12 protein-coding genes are annotated in these 14,952 nt (G+C 65.9%); 8 read left to right on the top strand and 4 right to left on the bottom strand.

Annotated features, from left to right (window positions below):
• Positions 1-171: 171 nt before the first annotated feature.
• Positions 172-720 carry an NADPH-dependent FMN reductase gene (locus tag PHX69_RS04710; protein ID WP_288042598.1) on the bottom strand — a complete coding sequence of 183 codons (549 nt, stop codon included), beginning with the start codon at positions 718-720 and terminating at the stop codon, positions 172-174.
• A gap of 255 nt (positions 721-975) precedes the next feature.
• Here PHX69_RS04710 and PHX69_RS04705 point away from each other — a divergent pair, with 255 nt between their 5' ends.
• Genes PHX69_RS04705 through PHX69_RS04695 form a run of 3 tightly spaced genes read left to right on the top strand, consistent with a single transcriptional unit; the run spans position 976 to position 3,416 of the window.
• Positions 976-1,773 carry a GGDEF domain-containing protein gene (locus tag PHX69_RS04705; RefSeq protein WP_119014597.1) on the top strand — a complete coding sequence of 266 codons (798 nt, stop codon included), beginning with the start codon at positions 976-978 and terminating at the stop codon, positions 1,771-1,773.
• 10 nt (positions 1,774-1,783) lie between these two features.
• The gene (locus tag PHX69_RS04700; protein ID WP_288042596.1) at positions 1,784-2,620 is read left to right on the top strand and encodes a MinD/ParA family protein; all 837 of its coding nucleotides are present in this window, start codon (positions 1,784-1,786) and stop codon (positions 2,618-2,620) included.
• 43 nt (positions 2,621-2,663) lie between these two features.
• Positions 2,664-3,416 carry a sulfurtransferase gene (locus PHX69_RS04695; protein WP_288042595.1) on the top strand — a complete coding sequence of 251 codons (753 nt, stop codon included), beginning with the start codon at positions 2,664-2,666 and terminating at the stop codon, positions 3,414-3,416.
• A gap of 50 nt (positions 3,417-3,466) precedes the next feature.
• Here PHX69_RS04695 and PHX69_RS04690 read toward each other — a convergent pair whose 3' ends face one another.
• On the bottom strand, positions 3,467-4,168 hold the full coding sequence (locus tag PHX69_RS04690) for a pirin family protein (RefSeq protein WP_119013484.1): 702 nt from the start codon (positions 4,166-4,168) through the stop codon (positions 3,467-3,469).
• A gap of 105 nt (positions 4,169-4,273) precedes the next feature.
• Here PHX69_RS04690 and PHX69_RS04685 point away from each other — a divergent pair, with 105 nt between their 5' ends.
• The 5 genes from PHX69_RS04685 to PHX69_RS04665 all read left to right on the top strand — a co-directional run bounded on the left by PHX69_RS04685 (position 4,274) and on the right by PHX69_RS04665 (position 9,348).
• The gene (locus tag PHX69_RS04685) at positions 4,274-5,236 is read left to right on the top strand and encodes a LysR family transcriptional regulator (RefSeq protein WP_119013475.1); all 963 of its coding nucleotides are present in this window, start codon (positions 4,274-4,276) and stop codon (positions 5,234-5,236) included.
• 51 nt (positions 5,237-5,287) lie between these two features.
• A complete protein-coding gene (locus PHX69_RS04680; RefSeq protein ID WP_288042594.1) occupies positions 5,288-6,442 on the top strand; it encodes an NAD(P)/FAD-dependent oxidoreductase in 1,155 nt (384 codons plus the stop codon).
• Positions 6,439-7,452 (top strand): tRNA glutamyl-Q(34) synthetase GluQRS, encoded by a 1,014-nt coding sequence (gluQRS, locus tag PHX69_RS04675; RefSeq protein ID WP_288042592.1) that lies wholly within the window; start codon positions 6,439-6,441, stop codon positions 7,450-7,452. The genes PHX69_RS04680 and gluQRS overlap by 4 nt, the downstream gene beginning before the upstream one ends.
• Positions 7,453-7,513: 61 nt before the next feature.
• The gene (trmB, locus tag PHX69_RS04670) at positions 7,514-8,257 is read left to right on the top strand and encodes a tRNA (guanosine(46)-N7)-methyltransferase TrmB (protein WP_119013483.1); all 744 of its coding nucleotides are present in this window, start codon (positions 7,514-7,516) and stop codon (positions 8,255-8,257) included.
• Positions 8,258-8,301: 44 nt separating this feature from the next.
• Positions 8,302-9,348, top strand: a complete 1,047-nt coding sequence (locus PHX69_RS04665; RefSeq protein ID WP_119013472.1) for a GGDEF domain-containing protein — start codon at positions 8,302-8,304, stop codon at positions 9,346-9,348.
• A gap of 12 nt (positions 9,349-9,360) precedes the next feature.
• Here PHX69_RS04665 and PHX69_RS04660 read toward each other — a convergent pair whose 3' ends face one another.
• Both PHX69_RS04660 and alaS read right to left on the bottom strand, forming a co-directional pair.
• Entirely contained in the window at positions 9,361-12,357 is a 2,997-nt protein-coding gene (locus PHX69_RS04660) for an HD domain-containing phosphohydrolase (protein WP_288042591.1), read from the bottom strand.
• Positions 12,358-12,432: 75 nt separating this feature from the next.
• Positions 12,433-14,952: alanine--tRNA ligase (gene alaS / locus PHX69_RS04655; RefSeq protein ID WP_288042590.1), on the bottom strand; the 2,520-nt coding region annotated here is incomplete at its 5' end.

Below are 14,952 nucleotides of genomic sequence, written 5' to 3'. Positions count from 1 at the left end.
TGGGCATCGTGTCAAAAACCGCTGCACACGCCAAAGCGCCGCAGGGATGCTGCGGCGCAATATTACCTAACTGGGAGCACCCCAAACACGCTCAAAACCCTGCGGCACCCGCCCCCGGCACCGGCCTGCGCACGCCCACAGCGTGCCCGCAGACCGCGCGGCGGCTGTGCGTCAGGCGTGTTTCTTCACCCAAGCCACGTAGCGATCCATCCAGCCCTGCAAAAACGCCCGGCTGGCCTGGCCCACCTGGCCGTCGGCATCGAACAACCCCTCTTTGGCCTGGATGAACGCTTCGGGTGCGCCCAGGGTGGGCGCATCCAGGTAGGCCAGGATGTTGCGCAGGTGCTGCTGCGCCAGCGCCGTACCGATGGCCCCGACCGACACGCCCAACACCCCCGCAGGCTTGCCCGCCCAGGCGTTCTGGCCGTAGGGGCGCGAAGCGTGGTCGATGGCGTTCTTGAGTACGCCCGGAATCGAGCGGTTGTATTCTGGCGTGACAAACATCAGGCCCTGCGCCGCCTGGATCTCGCTCTTGAGGCGCAGCACCGGGGCCGCCTGCTGGCCATCATCGTCCTGGTTGTACAGCGGCAGATCGTCCAGACGCAGCTGCGTCAGGTGGAAATCTGCCGGTGCCAGCCGCGCCAGCGCTGTGGCCAACTGGCGGTTGAAAGAGTCCTTGCGCAAGCTACCGACGATGACAGCAATATGGAATTGGCTCATAGCGCCTCCTGAACAGAGAAAGACCGCAAAAACACGGCCCAACCCATCATAGCGGCGCGATTTGTGGCGTGCACAGGGGCTGTGCGCGTGGCCCCAAAGCCATCAAAAACAAGAGCAGCCAGCGCAGTCTGCGTATGCCTTGGAGTCAGTATTTACCCCTAAAAAAAGCCATTCGACCAATTTGCACGGCAATGCACCTGCTATTCAGGCAATCCAAGCGCTGCGCAAAACCCCTTTGGCCCTTTGGAAAGGCGGATGCACGGTTACACTGCCAGCACTGTGCCCACCCCCGCCGTGCCCCCTACAGCCTCCCCCCACCTCGTTGACTTGCGTGATCTGCGCCTGGAAACCGCCCAGGCATTGGTCGGCGCGTCTGCGCAGTCGCCCGAGGCTGCGGCGCCCGAACGCTACCTGCAAGAATTGATCGACGGTTTGTGCGAACTCTCCCTCAAAGACCCGTTGACAGGGCTGGCCAACCGGCGCTATTTCCTCAGCGTGCTGGAGCGCGAGATTGACCGCGTAGCCCGCTCGGGCGAGTCGGCGCTGCTGCTGCTGCTGGACATAGACCATTTCAAGACCGTCAACGACACCCACGGCCACATCGCAGGCGACCGGGTGCTACAGGATGTGGCACGCACACTGAGCACCTGCGTGCGCCCCATGGACACCCTGGCGCGCTACGGCGGCGAAGAATTCGCCGTGGTGCTGCCCGGTTGCCAGGCGGCGTTTGGCCACATCGTGGCCGAGCGCATCCGCATGGCCATCGAAAAAACGCCGGTACGCATCGCCCCTTCCAAGGAGCTGCATATCACCATCAGTATTGGCGGCGCCTTTGCATTGCAATGGATACGCTCGACTACCTCGTTGTGGGTCGATCGCGCCGACCTGCAACTCTACAAGGCAAAATCGGCCGGTCGCAACCGTGTGCATCTTGAAGAAGAACCCAGCAGCACTGTGACCGCTGAAGAGAAAGGTTTGCTGTTTGGCACCCTCTATCCGCCGTCTGGCTGGGGCGATCTGCCCCCCCAAGATCCCACCGACAGCGCATTTTGAAAGCGATGAGATGAGCGACGCGCCGTCCACCCAACCCATCCCAGCGGACGCCAGCCCTGCGCCCGCGCAGACCGGTGCCCGCATCATTGCCGTGACCAGTGGCAAGGGCGGTGTGGGCAAAACCTTTGTCTCTGCCAACCTGGCCGCTGCATTGGCACGCCGGGGCCAGCGCGTGCTGGTGCTCGATGCCGACCTGGGCCTGGCCAACCTGGACGTGGTGCTCAACCTGCACCCCAAAGTCACCCTGCACGACGTCTTTACCGGCAAAGCGCGCCTGGAAGAAGCCGTCATCGCCGCGCCAGGGGGCTTTTCGGTGGTGCTGGCAGGTTCGGGCATGGTCGAGTATTCGCGCCTCACGCCCGAAGTGCGCAGCCAGTTCTTCCACGCCGTGCAAAAGCTGGCGCCCTACTTTGACGTGATCTTGCTGGACACGGGCGCGGGCATCTCCGAGGTGGTGCTGTTCTCGATCTCGCTGGCCTCCGAGGTGCTGATCGTGGCCACCCCCGAGCCCACCTCGCTCACCGATGCCTACGCCGCCATCAAGGTGCTGGCCATGCAGCAAAAGCGCCAGCATGTGCGCATGATCGTCAACCAGGCCGCGCGCCCGGGCGATGGCAGGGCCATCACCGGCCAGCTCCAGCAGGTGCTCGACCGCTTTGTCATGACCGACTCGGGCCGCCCGCTGCGCCTGATCCACATGGGCGACATTCCCGCCGACCCCGCCGTGCGCGAGGCCGTCATGCGCCGCCAGTTGCTGCAACTGCTCAACCCGGGCTGCCCGGCAGCGCTGGCCGTAGCCCAACTGGCCAACAAGTTCCAAGAAACCCTGCTGCGCCATGCCGCCTGAGGGCGCTGCGGGCGCCGGGGCCCCTTTTGCGCAGGAGCGCGCCGTGACCCCCATCCTGAATATTTCCTGCTACAAATTTGTGCCGCTGCCCGATGCGCAGGCCCTGCGCGAGGCGCTGCACGCGCAAGCACTGGCCGCCGACCTCAAAGGCACCATCTTGCTGGCCGAAGAAGGCATCAACTTCTTTCTGGCGGGCAGCGCGCAGGCCGTGCGCGGCTTTGTCGATGCGCTGCGCACCGATGCCCGCTTTGCCGACCTGCAGCCCAAAGAGAGCTGGTCGGCGCAGGTGCCGTTTCGCAAAATGCTGGTCAAGGTCAAGCACGAGATCATCCGCATGGACCGCCCCGCCATCGTGCCCAGTGCGGGCCGCGCGCCTGCGGTGGATGCGCCCACGCTGCACCGCTGGCTGGCCCAGGGCCACGACGACAGTGGCCGGCCCGTGGTCACGCTGGACACGCGCAACGACTTCGAGGTGGACGCGGGCACGTTCGATGGCGCCATCGACTGGCGCATCACCAAGTTCACAGAGTTTCCCGACGCACTGCGCGCGCACAAAGCCGCACTGGCAGACAAAACGGTGGTCAGCTTTTGCACCGGCGGCATCCGCTGCGAGAAAGCCGCCCTGCTCATGCGCGAGGAAGGGCTGGAGCACGTGTACCAGCTCGAAGGCGGCATCCTCAAATACTTTGAGGAAACCGACGGCGCCCATTACCACGGCGGCTGCTTCGTCTTTGATGGCCGCCGCGTGCTGCAAAGCGACCTGTCCACGCAGCCTGAAATTGCTCCTGAAATGTGAGCTAATGGCGCTTATCTGGCAGGCGCTAGAGGCCGTTTTGGCTCAAATTTTCAGGCCGCCAGATCAAACACCAGCACTTCCGCGTCCTGGGCGCGGCCCAGTGACAGCAGCGACTCGTTCTCCAGCAGCGCCGCATCTCCCGCCGACAGCGGCTGGCCATTGACCTCCAGCGCCCCGCGCACCAAAAACACATAGCACTTGCGCTCCGGGTTGAGCACCCGCGTGGCCGATTGCCCGGCGTCGAACAGCCCTGCGTACAGGCGGGCATCGGCATGGATGCGCACCGATCCCAGCGCGCGATCGGGCGACGCCACCAGCCGCAGCAGACCGCGTTTGTCAGCCTGCGGAAAATGCGCCTGCTCGTAGCTGGGCACGATGCCATGCAGGTTGGGCTGCAGCCAGATTTGCAAAAAGTGCGTGGTCTGGCCCGGCGCATGGTTGAACTCGCTGTGCACCACGCCGCTGCCTGCGCTCATGCGCTGCACGTCGCCGGGCGCAATGGCGGTGACGTTGCCCAGGTTGTCCTGGTGCGCCAGCTCACCCGAGAGCACGTAGCTGATGATTTCCATGTCGCGGTGGCCGTGGCTGCCAAAGCCGGTGCCGGGGGCGATGTAGTCCTCGTTGATCACGCGCAGGTTGCCAAAGCCCATGTGCAGCGGATCGTGGTAGTGCCCAAAAGAAAAGCTGTGGTGGGAGCGCAGCCAGCCGTGGTCGGCATAGCCCCGGTCTTGTGATTTGCGGATGGTCAGCATCAACATCTCCTGGTAAGTACCCCCACTGTAGGCCGCCTGGGGCGTGGCGCGGTGCAGCACAATTGACGGGGCATTTCAAAAATATTCAATCCACATGGGTAGAGCATGCAAAGTCCGCGCAATGTTTTGACGCCCGAGAGCCTCTCCATGCTGCAAGCCATTGCCCAGACGGGCAGCTTTGCCGCCGCTGCACGCCACCTGGGGCTGGTACCCAGTGCCCTCACCTACCGGGTGCGCCAGATCGAGGACGCCCTGGATGTGCTGCTGTTTGACCGCAGCGCGCGCCAGGCGCGGCCCACGCAGGCGGGCGCCGAACTGCTGCGCGAGGCCGCACGCCTGCTGCAAGAGATAGACACCGTGGCGCACCGGGTGCAGCGCGTGGCCACGGGCTGGGAGCCGCAGCTCACCGTGTCGGTGGATGGCGCCATCTCGCCCGGCACGGTGCTGGATTTGGCCGAGGCTTTTTACGCCCTGGCCCCGCCCACCCAGCTCAAGCTGCGCGAGGAAATCCTCACCGGCACCCTGGAGGCGCTGACCTCGGGCCGCGCCGATCTGGCCATTGGCGTGGCGGTCAACACCTCCAACGTGGCGGGCGTGCAGCTGGGTTTGCTGGGCGAAGTCGCTTTCATTTTTACCGTGGCCCCGCACCACCCCCTGGCCGCGCTGCCCGAGCCGCTGACCGATGCCACCTTGCTGGGCCACCGGCTGGTGGCCGTGGCCGATTCGGCGCACAGTGGCCGCGTCAGCATGGGGCTGCTGGGTGGGCAGGACGTGCTCACGGTGGACTCGATGCAGGCCAAAGTGCAAACCCAATTGCGCGGCCTGGGCTACGGTTTCTTGCCTGAGCCCATGGCCCGGCCCTACATCGCTGCCGGGCACCTGGTCACGCGCCGCGTGGCCCGGCCCGCGCGCAACGTGCGCATGTACTGCGCCTGGAACGGCGCCGCCCAGCCCGTGGGCGGGCGCGCCTTGCAGTGGTGGTTGGGCCAATTGCAAAGCCCCACCACCCAGGCCGCGCTGCTCGAAAACCACCCCATGCAGGCGCACCGCATGGCCGCTGGCGTGTAGAGTGGCCCTCCTCTATTCGATATTCCTCCTCCGCCCTCTGAAAGGCCTTTCATGCCCCCCCGCTCCCCCGCTCCAGCACCCCGCCGCCGTCCCTCTTCTGCCGCCAGCGCTGCCAGCGCCCCCGAGACGGGTACCGCACCACGCCACTTTGCCGTCATCGGCGCCGGGCTGGCTGGCATTGCCTGCGCCCGCACGCTGGTGCAGGCTGGCCACCGCGTCACGGTGTTTGAAAAAACCGACCGGGTGGGCGGGCGCACCGCCACGCACGACTCGCCCTTTGGCAGTTTTGATGCAGGTGCTCAGTATTTCACCGTGCGCGACGAGCGCTTTGGCCAGGCCCTGGACACGGTGCCAGGGGTGTTTCGCCCCTGGAGCGCCAATGCCGTGCGCGTACTCGACGCCACCGGGCGGGTCAGCGCGGCCAGCCAGCCCACCAACGAGCCGCACTGGGTGGCCAGCCCTGGCATGGATGCCCTGGCACAGGCCTGGGCCCAGCCGCTGCTGCAAGCGGGCAACCTGCACCTGAATGCGCATGTGGTGCGCATCCAGCGCGACCGGCTGGACGCAGGCCAATGGCAGGTACACGCCGAAAGCGCCGATGGCGCCCAACAGGTGGTGGCAGGCTTTGATGGCGTGCTGCTGGCCCAGCCCGCCGACCCGGCGCGTGCGCTGCTCGACGCCTCGGCCCTGAAAACACCGCTGGTGGCCGCCATGGCCAATGTGGTCACGGCCCCGTGCTGGACGCTGATGCTGGCCTTTCCGCAGGCCGTGCGCCCGGGCCTGACCACGCTGGGCCCGCAGTGGAACGCCGCGCGCAGCACCCACCACCGCATTGCCTGGCTGGCCCGCGAATCCTCCAAACCCAAACGCAGCAGCGTAGAGCGCTGGACGGTGCAGGCCAGCCCAGCCTGGTCGCACGAACACCTGGAAGACGACAGCGAGCGCGTGCAGGCCAAGCTGCTCAAAGCGTTTGGCGAAGTCACCGGCATCCGGGCCGAGCCCGGCTATGTTGCGCTGCGCCGCTGGCGCTACGCCCAGACCACACAGCCCCTGGGCGAATCGCACCTGTGGGATGGCAAAACCGGCATCGGTGCCTGCGGCGACTGGTGCCTGGGCCACCGCCTGGAAGATGCCTTTGTCTCGGGTCTGGAGCTGGCCCTGGCCGTGACCACGCAATTTCCCAGCCCGCAAGCCGCTGTGGCATGAGCCTGAGCGTGCCCACCGCTGCGCCCGCCACCGCCGCTGCGGCACCCACGGCGGGCGGCTACGTGGGCCGGTTTGCACCCTCGCCCACGGGGCCGCTGCACGCGGGCTCGCTGGTAGCGGCGCTGGCCAGCTGGCTGGACGCGCGCGCCCACGGCGGGCAATGGCTGGTGCGCATCGAAGACGTGGACACGCCGCGCTGCCAAAGCGGCGCTGCCGAACACATCCTGCACCAGCTGGCCACCTGCGGCCTGCACCCCGACGGCCCTGTGCTGTGGCAATCCAGCCGCGCCAGCGCCTACCAAGCCGCCCTGGACGCTCTGCTGGCGCGCGGCTTGGCCTACCCCTGTGCCTGCTCGCGCAAAGACATCGCCCTGGCCCACGCCGCCCAAGGCCACGCCCGCGAGCGCCACACCGAGCTGCCCTATCCCGGCACCTGCCGCAGCGGCCTGCATGGCCGAAGCGCGCGGGCCTGGCGCTTCAACGCACACGATGTATGGTCAAAACTGGCTCAAATGCCCTACCAGTGCGCGCAAGCAGCTTCGTTTTTAATAGCAAACAATACCCTGCACTGGCAAGACCGCCGCTTAGGCGCACAGCAACAAGACGTGCCCGCCAGCGTGGGCGACTTTGTGCTGCGGCGCGCCGATGGCCTGTGGGCCTACCAGTTGGCCGTGGTGGTGGACGACGCCGCCCAAGGCATCACCCACATCGTGCGCGGCGAGGATTTGGCCGACAACACACCGCGCCAGATGCTGTTGCAGCATGCGCTGGGCGTGCCCACGCCGCACTACCTGCACACCCCGCTGGTGCGCGCCGCCGATGGCGAGAAGCTCTCCAAGCAGCACGGCGCGCCCGCCATCGACCTGCGCCAGCCCTTGCAGGCACTGTCAGCCGCTGCCACCGTGCTGGGCTTGTCATCCTTGTCACATCACGGCGAAATTGCGTTGCCAGAAGCCCTCGCACTGTGGGTCAGGGCCTGGATGCCTCTCTACAATCTGCCCCGTGACTGAACCCCAAAACACCCTCCCCACACCCGACGCTGGCGCAGCCAGCGCCCCCGCTCCCAGCGCCATGCCCCACCCTGCCGCCACGGCCACTGACACCGCCGCTGCCGCCGCCCAGCATGGCGCACCCGCTGGCGTGGCCTACCCCAAAACCATCAAGAGCTTTGTCCGCCGCGCTGGCCGCACCACCACCGGCCAGGCCAAGGCGTTTGAAGACCTGGGGCCGCGCTTTATCCTGCCCTACAGCCCCCAGCCGCTGGACGCCAACGCCGCCTTTGGCCGCAGCGCACCGCTGATTCTGGAAATCGGCTTCGGCATGGGCGAGGCCACCGCCCACATCGCCCGCGTGCGCCCCGACGACAACTTCTTGTGCTGCGAAGTGCACGAGCCCGGCGTGGGCGCGCTGCTCAAGCGCCTGGGCGAGCAGGGCCAGACCAACATCCGCATCCTGCAACACGACGCCGTCGAGGTCATCGACCACATGCTGGCGCCGGGCAGCCTCGATGGCGTCCACATCTTTTTTCCCGACCCCTGGCACAAGAAAAAGCACAACAAGCGCCGCCTGATCCAGCCGCCCCTGGTGGCCAAGCTGGCCGCGCGCCTCAAGCCGGGCGGCTATTTGCACTGCGCCACCGACTGGCAGCCCTACGCCGAACAGATGCTGGAGGTGCTCAGCGCCGAGCCGCTCTTGGCCAACAGCGCCAGCGGCTACGCCCCGCAACCCGACTACCGCCCGCTGACCAAGTTCGAAAACCGGGGTCTGCGCCTGGGCCACGGCGTTTGGGATCTGGTGTTCCTGCGCCGCGCCTGACCGCCCCCCTTGGCTTCCCGTTACCAGCCGCCATTGCCATTGCCATGAAACCCATCTTGCAAAACCTTGTGGAAATGACAGGCCAGCGCGACCACCTGCGACTGGAAATCTCCGTCCTGTCCACGCTGCAAAAGCTCTCGGGCATCACGCAGGTGCGGGCGCTGGAAATGTTCACCATCAACGATGTGCCCCAGGTGCGCCCACGCACCTGGCAAGGCGCCAGCGACTGGATATCCAACGACGAAGAAGCCGCCAAAGACCCGCACCGCGAGCCACTGGCCCATTACCCGGCGCTGCACGCCTGCGTGAGCGAGCGCACGGCCCACGCACAGGCACGCATCGGCAAGGGCCGCTACACGCTGTGGCTGCCCGTCTGGATGCACGACAAGGCCACCACCTGCCTGGAAATCAGCCAGAGCCGCCCCTTCTCGGCGCACCGGCTGGATGTGATCACCGGCATCTTCAACGTCTACCAAAACTACCAAAGCCTGCTGGACTACAGCGAGCGCGATGCCCTCACGGGCCTGTACAACCGCAAGACGTTTGACGAGCAGTTCTCGCGCCATGCCAGTTACCGTCCACCCGCCACGCAGCTGACCGAACTGCCCCAGGCAGACTGCCACGAAGACGTGGCCGACGGGCCGCGCCAGCAGTGGCTGGCCGTGGTGGACATTGACCATTTCAAACAGGTCAACGACCGCTTTGGCCACCTGTATGGCGATGAAGTGCTGATTTTGCTGGCCAACATCCTGCGCAGCTCATTTCGCACCCACGACCGCATTTTTCGCTTTGGCGGCGAGGAGTTTGTGGTGCTGCTGCGCTCGACCAGCCTGGACGTGGCGCACAAAGTGTTCAACCGCTTTCGCCTGGCGGTACAGGAGTACCCGTTTCCGCAGGTGGGACAGGTCACCGTCAGCATTGGCTTTGTCGGCACCGCCCTGGGCTTGCCCGTGGAAATTCTGGGCCAGGCCGACCAGGCGCTGTACTACGCCAAAGAGCATGGCCGCAACCAGGTCTGCTTCTACGACGACCTGATCGCCAGCGGCGATCTGGTCACCCAGGTGGCCCACGACGACGTCGAATTGTTCTGAGCGCCCCCACCGCTACACCAGCTTCGGCTTGCGGTAGAGCAACTGCTCGATGGCGTCCAAGTCCACGCTATCGCGCTGGCTGTCGGGCAAAAAGCGCTGGGCATAGTCCTGCCAAACGCCGCTGCGCAAAAAGAACCGGAACACCTCCTCGTCGATGTGCTGCTCGCGCACCATGCGCGCCATGATGGACAGCGCCTCGGACAGCGTTTTGGGCGGCTTGTAGGGCCGGTCGGAGGCCGTCAGCGCCTCGAAGATGTCGGCCAGCGTCATCACCCGATCGGCCAGCGTGAGCTGGTCGGCCTTGAGGCGGCGCGGGTAGCCGGTGCCATCGAGCTTTTCGTGGTGCGAGCCGGCAATGGCTGGCACGCGCGCCAGGTGCGGCGGAAACGGCAGGCCACTGAGCAAGATGATGGTCTGCACGATGTGGTCGTTGATCTTGAAGCGGTCTTCGTCGGTCAGCGTGCCCCGGCGCACGGCCAGGTTGTGCAGCTCGCCCAGGTGTACCTCCTGGGGCGGCAGCACCATGTCAAAGCCCCAGCGGTTGGCCGGATTGCCCGCCTCTACCGGCGGGCGGCGCGCGCCCCAGGACACGACGTGCTCGGGCCGGTCGGCCAGCAAAAACTCCTGCGCGGGCAAGGGCGGTATGGGCACGCCCAGCAGCCGCTCGTGCTCGGCCCGCGACAGGCCGATGCGGTCGTCAAAATGGCGCTGCCAGCGCTGCACACCGATGGCGTGCAGGCGCTGCACATCGGCATCGGCCATGGATTCGCCGCCCACGTTGCTTTGCGCCACAAAGGCAAAGTCGGCCTGCAATTGCTCTTTCTTTTGTAGCAGCTCGCGCTCTATCTGCGCAGGTTCAGCGCCAGAAATAATCTGCTTCCAATAATCCAGCTCGGCGTCGCGCCACAGCACCTCAAAGCGCATGCGCACCTCGTGGATGCGGTTGTAGAGCGTCTCCAGCTTGGTGGCCTTGTCGATGATGTGCTCGGGGCTGGTCACTTTGCCGCAGTCGTGCAGCCAGGCGCCCAGGCGGAACTCGTACAGCTCGGCCTCGGTCATGGAGACGTCGGCAAAAGGCCCTTCGCGCGCATCGCACATGCGCTGCATCACGGCCTCTGCGAGCTGGGGCACGCGCTCGCAGTGGCCGCCGGTGTAGGGGCTTTTGGCGTCGATGGTGTCGGCCAGCACGCGGATGACGGCATCAAACAGCTTGCGCTGGCCTTCGATGAGGTTGCGCGTTTCGATGGCCACTGACAAGGTGCCCGAGAGTTTTTCGACAAAAGCGCGGAAGTGCCCCTCGCCCTGGCGCCGGTCTTGCACGTAGCGCAGCACCAGCAGGCCCAGGGGCTGGCCGCCGCGCGTGCGCAGCTGCACGCGCAGCACCTGCTGGGCCAGTGCTCCATCTGGCGCGCCTGGTGCGGCCAGCACATCGTCCAGCGGGTGCTCGGTGTAGTTGATGAAGTGCGCCATGCCCAGTTGCTCGGGGTACAGCGGCTGGTCTTGCGGGTCGGCGCAGTAACGGGCAGTGCGCTCCAGGTGGGTGCTGTCGCCATCGACCAGGTACACCGCGCCGCCGCTGCAAATGCTGGCCTGCACCAGCTCGTACAGCACGCTGGAGAGCATCACATCCAGGCGCGACTCGGCACTGATATGGCGGCTGATGCGCAAAAAATCTTCGATGGTGGCGGACATGCGGTCCATCACCAGCCCCAGCTCGCGCACCTCGCGCACGGGGGAGGCGCGGCGCTGGGGACGGCGAAAATCAAACAGTGCCAGCGACTGCGCCTGGGCCGCCAGGCCACTGAGGCTGCTGCCCACACGCCGCCCGGCTATCCACCCCAATGGCAGCAGCAGGCCGATCAGGCCCAGTGACAGCCACAGCTGGCGGCGCAGATCGCGGTTCAGGTCAGAGAGCAGTTCAGCGGTGGGCATGGCCATCAACAGGTGCAAATCCCGCCAGCGCATGGACTGCAACGGTTGCACCTGGCCCAGCCACTCTTCGCCCTGGGCCTCAAAGCGGCGCGACTCGCCCGGCTTCATGCCCAGCGTGTGGATGGCCATCAGGCTGGGCACCCCCAGCTCGCTCAAGGGGCGCATGCGGGCCTGATCGCCTTCGCGCTGCAACACGCGGGACATGTCGGGGTAGGCCAGCACCCGACCCTCCTTGTCCAACACCGCGATTTCCGTGCGCGGCACCAGGCGCAAACCACCGATTTCCCGGCCCAGATCGGTCAGTGCCACATCCAGTCCCAGTACCGCGCCGCCCTCTTCACTGGGCTGGCTCAGAGTGACGCCCATTTCATGGGTGGTAAAAAACACGTAGGGCGCCGTGAGAATTTGCGCCTTGGTCTGCACCGCCTCGGCATACCAGGGCCTGGTGCGCGGGTCAAAGCGGTATTGCGGGCGTATCGACGTGCTCACGAGTTCCAGCTGCGCATCGTAAAAGCTCCAGCGCCCTACCAGCGGCGCGCCGCTGCCCTGCTCCCGGGCCACGGACTGCAGCAAAAACGCGGCATGGGGGGGCGCCCCCTCCTGCGCGCGCAAAGCCGCGTTGCGCAGTGGCCGCACCAGCAGAAACTGCCCATCGGGGTAGCCCACGTACACCGCTGACAGCAGCTGGTTCTGGTGGAGCAAACGCACCAGCACCGGCAGGCGGCGCAGGCGCTGCGCCAGGGTGGGGGCCGTGGTAACGGGATCAAATGCCAGCAGCCGCAAAGTGGCATCTGCCGGGTTCACGATGCGGTGCATGCGCTCGCTGACCAAGAGGCTCACACGATGCGCACTGTCGCTGGAGGCGGCCATGATGGCCTGGCGGGCACTGGTGCTGATCTGGTAGGTCATCAGCGCCGTCAGCAGCAGCATGGCCAGCACCACGACCGATGCGGTCAGCACCTCAAACCGAACTGTGGCGCGGCGCCACCAGGGCAGTGACAGCGCCAGCCCCGCATCCAGGGCGGGGCGCTGGGGTGGTTGGCGGGGCTCGGGGGTGCTGTCTCGCGGGGAATCCATGTTCCCCATAGTGAGGGGTAAACGCCTTTGCGTCACCCCCTTTTTCTACCAATCAGCGGGCACAGCCGCCCGCCATCACACCTTCTGCGTCACCCAGCCCACCACCGAGGCCAGTGCGGCTGGCAGCTGCGCGGCATCGGTGCCACCGGCCATGGCCATGTCGGGCTTGCCACCGCCCTTGCCGCCCACCTGTTGGGCGACAAAGTTGACCAGCTCACCGGCCTTGATGCGGCCCACGCTGTCGGCTGTGACGCCTGCGGCAATCTGCACCTTGTCGCCATCGACGGCGGCCAGCACGATGGCGGCGGTTTTGAGCTTGTCCTTGAGCTTGTCCATGGTCTCGCGCAGGGTCTTGGCGTCGGCGCCGGGCAGCACCACGGCCAGCACCTTCAGGCCCTTGACGTCCACGGCCTGCGTCAGCAGCTCATCGCCCTGCGCGGAGGCCAGCTTGCCCTTGAGCGCGGCGACTTCTTTTTCGAGGGTGCGGGCATTGTCCAGCGCCTGGGTGATGCGGGCGTTCAGCTCGGCCACGGGCGCTTTGAGGGTGCCAGCGGCCTGCTGCACGGTGTCTTCCAGGTTTTGCAGATAGGCCAGCGCGTTGGTGCCCGTCACGGCTTCGATGCGGCGCACACCAGCGGCCACGCCGCCCTCGCCCACCACCTTGAACAGACCGATGTCGCCCGTGCGCTGCACGTGCGTGCCGCCGCACAGCTCGCGGCTGGTGCCGATGTCGAGCACACGCACGGTTTCGCCGTACTTTTCGCCAAACAGCATCATGGCGCCGGTTTTTTGTGCGCTTTCAATGTCCATCACGCGCGCCTGGGTGGCGGCGTTGGCCAGGATTTCTTCGTTCACGCGGCGCTCGATCTCGCGGATTTCGGCGGCGCTCACGGGGGCACCATGGGCAAAGTCAAAGCGCGTGCGTTCGGCGTTGACCAGGCTGCCTTTTTGCTGCACATGCGCGCCCAGCACCTCGCGCAGGGCCTTGTGCATGATGTGCGTGGCCGAGTGGTTGCGCACCGTGGCCGCGCGCACCGCCGTGTTGACGGCAGCCGCCACATGGTCGCCCACGTTCAGCGTGCCTTCATCGAGTTGGCCGTGGTGGCCGAACACGTCGGCCTTGATCTTGAGCGTGTCGCCCACGGCAAAGCGGGCCGAGCCGCTGGTGATCACGCCCTCGTCGCCCACCTGGCCGCCGCTTTCGGCGTAGAACGGTGTGCTGTCGAGCACCACCACCCCGGTTTGACCCTGCTTCAGGGCTGCAACGCTCACCCCGTCTGCGTAGAGCGCTACGATTTTTGCAGTGGATTGCAGCTGCTCGTAGCCCACAAACTGGTTGCCCGCGCCGGTGTATTCCAGCGCCTTGTCCATCTTGAACTTGCCTGCGGCGCGCGCCTGGGCTTTTTGGCGCTCCATGGCTACTTGGAAGCCTGCCTCGTCCACTTCAACGTCGCGCTCACGGCACACGTCGTTGGTCAAGTCCAGCGGAAAGCCGTAGGTATCGTGCAGCTTGAAGGCCACCTCCCCAGGCAACACACGCCACGCTGCTTGCGGCGGCAACACCTGATTTGCAGCCAAACTCTGTTTAATTTCCTTCTTCGCTGACTCCAACTCAAGCTGCTGAATAGCGACATCAATAATCTCCATGCCGTGGGCCAGCGTTTCAAAGAAGCGCTCTTCCTCGGTCTTGAGGATGTCGGTGATGCGTTGCTCTTGCGCGCGCAGTTGCGGGTAGGCATCGCCCATCAGCCGCGCCAGGTCGGCCACCAGCTTGTGGAAGAACGGGGTCTTCTGGCCCAGCTTGTAGCCGTGGCGGATGGCCCGGCGCACGATGCGGCGCTGCACGTAGCCCCGGCCTTCGTTGCTGGGGATGACGCCATCGCTCACCAAAAACGCCGTGGCGCGGATGTGGTCGGCAATCACGCGCAGGCTCTTGTTGTTCAGGTCGGTCACGCCGGTTTCGCGGGCGGCAGCCTTGATGAGCTGGTCGAAGATGTCGATTTCGTAGTTGCTGTGTACGTGTTGCAGGATGGCGGCCAGACGCTCCAAGCCCATGCCGGTGTCCACACAAGGCGCGGGCAGCGGCGTGACGGCGCCGGTTTCGTCCATGTTGAACTGCATGAACACGTTGTTCCAGATTTCGATGAAGCGGTCGCCGTCTTCATCGGGGCTGCCGGGGGGGCCACCGGGGATGTGGTCGCCGTGGTCGTAAAAAATCTCGGAGCACGGGCCGCAGGGGCCGGTGTCGGCCATCATCCAGAAGTTGTCGGATTTGTAGCGCCCGCCCTTGTTGTCGCCAATGCGGATCACGCGCTCGGGCGGCAGGCCGATTTCTTTCGTCCAGATGTCGTAGGCCTCGTCGTCTTCCTGGTACACGGTGGCCAGCAGGCGGTCGGCGGGCAGCTGGTACACCTCGGTCAGCAGCTCCCAGGCCCATTTCAGCGACTCGCGCTTGAAGTAGTCGCCAAAGCTCCAGTTGCCCAGCATTTCAAAGAAGGTGTGGTGGCGCGCGGTGTAGCCCACGTTTTCCAGGTCGTTGTGCTTGCCGCCTGCGCGCAGGCAAGCCTGCACCGACACGGCGCGCTGGTAGGGGCG

The organism is Simplicispira sp. (genome assembly GCF_028687295.1).
GTDB classification, from domain to species: domain Bacteria; phylum Pseudomonadota; class Gammaproteobacteria; order Burkholderiales; family Burkholderiaceae_C; genus Simplicispira; species Simplicispira metamorpha.
This window is presented reverse-complemented; position numbering and strand designations above follow the sequence as displayed.

What these genes read in the sequence shown, in the direction of transcription:
- PHX69_RS04710 (WP_288042598.1), bottom strand. Translation starts at nt 720, where the DNA reads ATGAGCCAATTCCATATTGCTGTCATCGTCGGTAGCTTGCGCAAGGAC.
- PHX69_RS04705 (WP_119014597.1), top strand. Translation starts at nt 976, where the DNA reads ATGCACGGTTACACTGCCAGCACTGTGCCCACCCCCGCCGTGCCCCCT.
- PHX69_RS04700 (WP_288042596.1), top strand. Translation starts at nt 1,784, where the DNA reads ATGAGCGACGCGCCGTCCACCCAACCCATCCCAGCGGACGCCAGCCCT.
- PHX69_RS04690 (WP_119013484.1), bottom strand. Translation starts at nt 4,168, where the DNA reads ATGCTGACCATCCGCAAATCACAAGACCGGGGCTATGCCGACCACGGC.
- PHX69_RS04685 (WP_119013475.1), top strand. Translation starts at nt 4,274, where the DNA reads ATGCAAAGTCCGCGCAATGTTTTGACGCCCGAGAGCCTCTCCATGCTG.
- PHX69_RS04680 (WP_288042594.1), top strand. Translation starts at nt 5,288, where the DNA reads ATGCCCCCCCGCTCCCCCGCTCCAGCACCCCGCCGCCGTCCCTCTTCT.
- gluQRS (WP_288042592.1), top strand. Translation starts at nt 6,439, where the DNA reads ATGAGCCTGAGCGTGCCCACCGCTGCGCCCGCCACCGCCGCTGCGGCA.
- trmB (WP_119013483.1), top strand. Translation starts at nt 7,514, where the DNA reads ATGCCCCACCCTGCCGCCACGGCCACTGACACCGCCGCTGCCGCCGCC.
- PHX69_RS04665 (WP_119013472.1), top strand. Translation starts at nt 8,302, where the DNA reads ATGAAACCCATCTTGCAAAACCTTGTGGAAATGACAGGCCAGCGCGAC.
- PHX69_RS04660 (WP_288042591.1), bottom strand. Translation starts at nt 12,357, where the DNA reads ATGGATTCCCCGCGAGACAGCACCCCCGAGCCCCGCCAACCACCCCAG.